Origin of the sequence: Mesorhizobium sp. M7A.F.Ca.CA.004.04.2.1 (genome assembly GCF_004022825.1) — a bacterium.
In the GTDB taxonomy this organism is placed as follows: domain Bacteria; phylum Pseudomonadota; class Alphaproteobacteria; order Rhizobiales; family Rhizobiaceae; genus Mesorhizobium.
In genome coordinates, this window is record NZ_RZPH01000373.1 from 1 (window position 1) to 5,276 (window position 5,276).

The window sequence follows — 5,276 nt, forward strand, 5'->3', positions numbered from 1 at the left end:
CCTTCCTTGGGCTCTTCGTAGTTCGCCCATTTGAAGCGCTTGTCTTCGCCGGGCTTGAACTTCAGTTCGGCCTGCGCGGGCGCGTTCAGGGCGAACGTGGCAAACGCCGCACCCAGCAAAAGCATTTTCTTCATCGTTATTCCTCCCAGTGGGTCTCACACACCGGACGGAACCTCCATTCCGCCCGCCGACGCCGCAGGACTGTGACTCAGTCGGAAAGGAACCGCAACCTTTCGAAGAGTCTTCCAAAGCGCTTTGGCTTTCTCGATCACGCCATTGAATTGCTGGGAAGTCAAGAGGCCGGGCGGATTAATCGATTTAGGTTCGCGCATTTGCGCCCCTAAAAGTGCGCTGCAACATGCTATTATGGCGATGCAGCAGCAATTTTTGTTTCAAATACGCCCGAACCGCGTCTATGGTTCGGCTTGGTATGGCTCGGCCCCGCTGGGACTTGGGTCGATTCAATTTAAAAGCGCTTTGAGGGAATGGAGACCTTTCGTGAACCTCAAGCAGCTCGCCCATATGCTGGCACTTTCGCAAACCACGGTAAGCCGTGCGCTGAACGGCTATCCCGAGGTCAACGAGGAGACGCGCAGGCGTGTCATGGATGCCGCCAAGCGCCATGGCTATCGTCCCAATCCGAGCGCGCGCCGGCTGGCGACCGGCAAGACCGGCATGATCGGCTATGTCCTGCCGACCGGTGCGTCGGTCGACATCGATCCGCATTTCGTCGAGTTCCTGTCCGGCCTTGGTGACTATGCCCGTTCGCACGAGCTTGACCTTGTGCTGTCGCCGGCCGACGCCGACGACCAGGAGACGACCTACCGGCGCATCGTCGCCAACAGGCAGGTCGATGCCGTCTACATCTCCTCGCCAAGGCCCGCTGACCGGCGCGTGGCGCTGGTCAACACGCTCGGCATTCCCTTCATCGTCCATGGCCGCAGTGAGGGCTTCGACTTCGACTATGCTTTTACCGACATCGACAATGAGGGCGCCTTCCACGAGGCGGCCAGGCTGCTGATCCAACTAGGTCATCGGCGGCTGGCGTTGATCAACGGTGACGACCGCGAGACCTTCGCCATCCATCGCGAACGCGGCGTGCGCCGGGCGCTCGCCGCGAGCGGACTGTCATTGAGCGAACGCCATGTCTGCTCGGTCGATATGACCGAGGAGAACGGCTATCGCGCCACCAGGCGTTTGCTGGAAGAGGACGACGCGCCGACGGCGATCGCCTGCTCCAGCCTGATCATGGCGCTGGGCGTCGTGCGCGCCGTACGCGACCTCGGCCTGAGCATTCCGAGCGACGTCTCGCTGATCGCCCACGACGATGTCTTCCCCTGGCTGAGGCCGGAGAATTTCTCGGTGCCGCTGTCGACGACGCGTTCATCGATCCGTCTCGCCGGCGCCCGTGTCGCCGAGCGGCTGGCGGCACGGATTTCAGGACTGGAGGAGGGGGCGCGAGGCGAGGTCTGGCCGGTCGACCTGGTGGTCAGGGGATCCGTGGCGGGGGCGCCTGCGTAGCTGGAGATCAAACCCATGCTCTGCGGGAACCGAGTTGAGACGCGACACCCGGTTTACCCAATCATGGATCGGCTGTGTCCAGTCCGTCACGAACGCCCGACGATGTGTTCGACAAGGCGGTGCGCCTCCTCGGCAATCGCTAATATTATGCCCGATTTGCGCGTGGAGGCGAAATCTAAGCCGGCGAAGTAGATACCTGGCTGCGCAGCCACGCCATCCTCATGAACGGGCCGTCCCTGCGAGTCGAGCACCCCAGGGAGGTTCACCCAACTGAAATCACCCCGGAAGCCAGTACACCACACCACGGTCGTTATGCCGGACACGGCAACATCAAGAGAACGAATAGTCGGGTCCGGCAGATATGCCGCGACAGTCTCCGCAGGATTGGGTTCCGAAACGGGAGCATCGATTCCGGAGCGACTGATATATTCGTCGATATAGCGTTTGACGTTGGCGGAGGCTTCATCCCCAAAACGAATATGGGCTTCGAGATCGTCGGCGAACGAGAGGCGGCCGCCTTCCTCGACGCCTGCGAACCGGCCCAGCAGCACGATACCTCGGGCGCTGAGCGCTTGGAGGCTAATGGTGCGTTCTGCCCCAAGCAGACCACGAGCCGGAATGCGTTCCGCAAGACGGATTATCTCCTCTCGACGCACGTCGAGAAACCCGCTCTCGACCAGCCACATCATAATGTGGCGACCTCGGTAGCTCCGAGAGAGTCTTCCAACCCGGCTTGTGGCAAGGAAGACCGTTCGGCCTGCTTCTGCCAAGTCCTCTGCGATCTGGCCACCCGACTGGCCGCCTCCGACAACCAGCACCGCTCCATCAGCGAGATCGGCGGCGCTGCGGTAATCGGAAGCATCGATCTGGCAGAGGCCGGGCGGCAGCGAACCGGCCCAAATTGGGCGCACCGGACAATTCAGGTCGCCGCTTGCGATCACCACGTTCCGCGCCAAAACTGTGCCGCGTGAAGTGGTTAGCCTATATTCGCCATTATTGTGTCCACTGGCGAGTTCGGTCACGGCAGTATCCTGTTCGACAGGGAGGCCGTGCCGCTTGGCGAAATCCTCGAGGAGTGCGACGAATTCGTCGCACGTCAGGGTACCGGACGGATCCGAACCGTCATAGCAGTCGCCTGGCATCACGGTCTGCACGTTGGGGGTATTCATCCGGAAAGAGTCCCACCGCTGTGTGCGCCAGGTCTCTCCGATGCGGCCTCTCTCCAGTATCCTGTGGCTTAGGCCCCGCCGTGCCAGCGAATGGCTGATGCCCAGGCCGGCCCAGCCGGCCCCGACGACCACCGCATCGAGGACATTGGCGTTACTCGTCATTGCCGCAATCCCGATGCTAGTGCATGTCGCCCAAAAATGGCGTCCGCATAGTCTCCCCGAAGGTGCGAGGGCAAGATAGCAGTTCTGTCGGCTCACGCCACGATCAAAATCTCGCCCGACGCCGGCAGTGGGGAGGCCACCGCAAGGGGCTGGATTCCGATATCTCACGCCGCGGATTTGAGGTGGTCGATGAAGGCGCGCAGCTTCGGCAGGACTTGGCGCTTGCCGGGATGATACAGGAAGACGCCCGGCGTCGTGGCGGCGATGCCGTCCAGCACCGGTTCGAGTTTACCTTCGGCTATCGGACCTTCAGCGATTGGTCGAGGCGTCTGCGCCAGCCCGACGCCCCGCATCGCGGCCCCGAGCAATGTCGGATAATCGTGCGCAATCAGCGGGCCTGAGAGCATCGCCTCGATCGCCTCGTTGCCGTCGACGAAAGCCCAGGGCGCAATGGCGCCATTCGAACGGCGCAAGCGCAGGCAGGCGTGGTTGCGCAAATCGTCGACGCGTTCGGGGTGGCCATGGCGTTTGAGATAGTCAGGGCTGCCGACGACCACGAAGGAAAATGACGGGGTTAGCCGCACCGCGACCATGTCGACCGCGATGAACTGGCCAAGACGGATACCGGCATCGAACCCGCCGGCCGCGAGATCGACCATCTCGTCGCTCGCGGCGATCTCCAGTTCGATCTCGGGATAGGCCCGGCAGAACGACGCGATCATCGGCTCCAGGATCAAGGGCACGACGGCGCGGGGTACGGACAGGCGCAGCAGACCGGTCGGCCGCCGGCCGATGTCACGCACCGCCTCGCCGGCCGCCACAAGTTCTTCGAAAGCAGGGCCGGCACGGTCGAGGAACCGTTGGCCAGGCTCGCTCAAGCCGACACTCCGCGTTGTGCGAACGAACAACGCCGCACCCATGCGTGTTTCCAGCGCGCGCACCGCCTGGCTCACGGCGGACGGTGTCACGCCGAGTTCCGCTGCGGCGCGGCGGAAGTTGCGGTGCCTGGCGACGGCCAGGAATGCCTCGACGCCCTCCAGCGCTCCGTGCCGGACTGTGTAGTTCTGCTTCATGGGTTGTTGTGATTACAGCGGATGGTCGAATTATGGAAGCGGGCTTAGTAGGTCGGTCAAGGTAGTCCGCCAAGGGCTGCCCTGCGTCTCACGCGGTGTCGGAGGTCGCATGAACCAGTTTCGAGAGAGGCCAGATGTCAACCGAGGTCGTGTTCCAAATCCATCTTGTTCTGGGCTATGTCGCGTGGCTGCTTTGCTTCGCCGTATACGGTTTGCCGTGGCTCAGGTCTATGGACCGGGTCGCGACGCAACGCGCTGTCGCCACTCTGCACAGCTTCCGCTTCTTCGGGCTGGTCTTCCTCGTTCCGGGTGTCGTCGGCCCCGATTTGCCTGCCGGCTTTGCCGTGTTTGCTGCCTACGGCGACCTCATAACAGGAGTGCTGGCCATGCTGGCGCTGGTCACGGCAAGGATACCTCGGATCTTCTGGGCGCTCGTCGTTGCCTTCAATCTGGTCGGGACTGTCGACCTCGTCGTAGACTATTACCACGCCATCCAGGTCGGCCTTCCCCAGCGTGCGGGCGAACTGGGCGCCACCTACGCGATCCCGATCATCTACGTGCCGCTGCTGATGATCACGCACACCGTCGCGCTCTATTTTCTGGTGCGTCCTCCGCAAGCCGCGACTTGACCTGTCGCAGACTAATCCTTTGCCGCCGCCCTGATGTCCAGCAGACCGTAGCCGAAATCATTGTCGCGTCCCTTGGGGCCGAGATCCCTGGCCGTCGCCGCGAGCGCCTTCTCGATGCCGTCGGCCGTTCGACCGGGCGCGGCGTGGATGAGATTGGCGATGGCGCCGCTCACGATCGCCGCCGCAAACGAGGTACCGGTGACCACGTCCGAGCCGGCGCCGCTCGGCGCCACCATCTCGACGCCAGGCGCCGAGATGAAGACATAGGCGCCGCGATTGGCCTGCGGCATCAGCCCGTCCTTGGCATCAGTGGCGGTGACTGCGATGACACCATCGAAAGCCGCCGGATAGCCATAGGGCGCCTTCGGCCCGTTGTTGCCGGCTGCGGCGACCAGCACCATGCCGAGTGCGCGGGCATTGCGGCAGGCGACGCCGAGCAAATCGTTCTTCGGCCCGACGAAGCTCATATTGATGATGCGCACGTCCTGTTCCGCCGCCCAGTCGAGCGCCGACAGGATGACGTCCATGGTCGACTTGCCGCCCTCGAAGGCGCGGGCGTGATAGATCTTTGCGCCCGGCGCCATGCCTTCCAGCACGCCGACGCCGGCGATCAGCCCGTCGATCGACGTGCCGTGATCGCGCTTTTCGATCGGCACGTCGGGCATGGCGTCGAACTGCCCGGCAATGACGCCCGACAGCGCCGGGTTGGTGTCGTCGATGCC

5 protein-coding genes are annotated in these 5,276 nt (G+C 63.2%); 2 read left to right on the forward strand and 3 right to left on the reverse strand.

The genetic code is table 11. The features are described 5' to 3' along the window. The first annotated feature begins 498 nt into the window (after positions 1-498). A complete protein-coding gene (locus EN893_RS17550) occupies positions 499-1,521 on the forward strand; it encodes a substrate-binding domain-containing protein (RefSeq protein ID WP_127267792.1) in 1,023 nt (340 codons plus the stop codon). Between the two features lie 86 nt (positions 1,522-1,607). Here the strand turns inward: EN893_RS17550 and EN893_RS17555 are convergent, their stop codons facing one another. Both EN893_RS17555 and EN893_RS17560 read right to left on the reverse strand, forming a co-directional pair. Beyond that, the gene (locus EN893_RS17555; RefSeq protein ID WP_127267793.1) at positions 1,608-2,852 is read right to left on the reverse strand and encodes an NAD(P)-binding domain-containing protein; all 1,245 of its coding nucleotides are present in this window, start codon (positions 2,850-2,852) and stop codon (positions 1,608-1,610) included. Between the two features lie 164 nt (positions 2,853-3,016). After that, a complete protein-coding gene (locus EN893_RS17560) occupies positions 3,017-3,925 on the reverse strand; it encodes a LysR family transcriptional regulator (protein ID WP_127272264.1) in 909 nt (302 codons plus the stop codon). Positions 3,926-4,059: 134 nt separating this feature from the next. Between EN893_RS17560 and EN893_RS17565 the strand changes: the two genes are divergently transcribed. Beyond that, positions 4,060-4,554 carry a hypothetical protein gene (locus EN893_RS17565; RefSeq protein WP_127271222.1) on the forward strand — a complete coding sequence of 165 codons (495 nt, stop codon included), beginning with the start codon at positions 4,060-4,062 and terminating at the stop codon, positions 4,552-4,554. Between the two features lie 11 nt (positions 4,555-4,565). Here EN893_RS17565 and EN893_RS17570 read toward each other — a convergent pair. Beyond that, on the reverse strand, positions 4,566-5,276 hold a 711-nt coding region (locus tag EN893_RS17570; protein ID WP_164900934.1), incomplete at its 5' end, for a S8 family serine peptidase.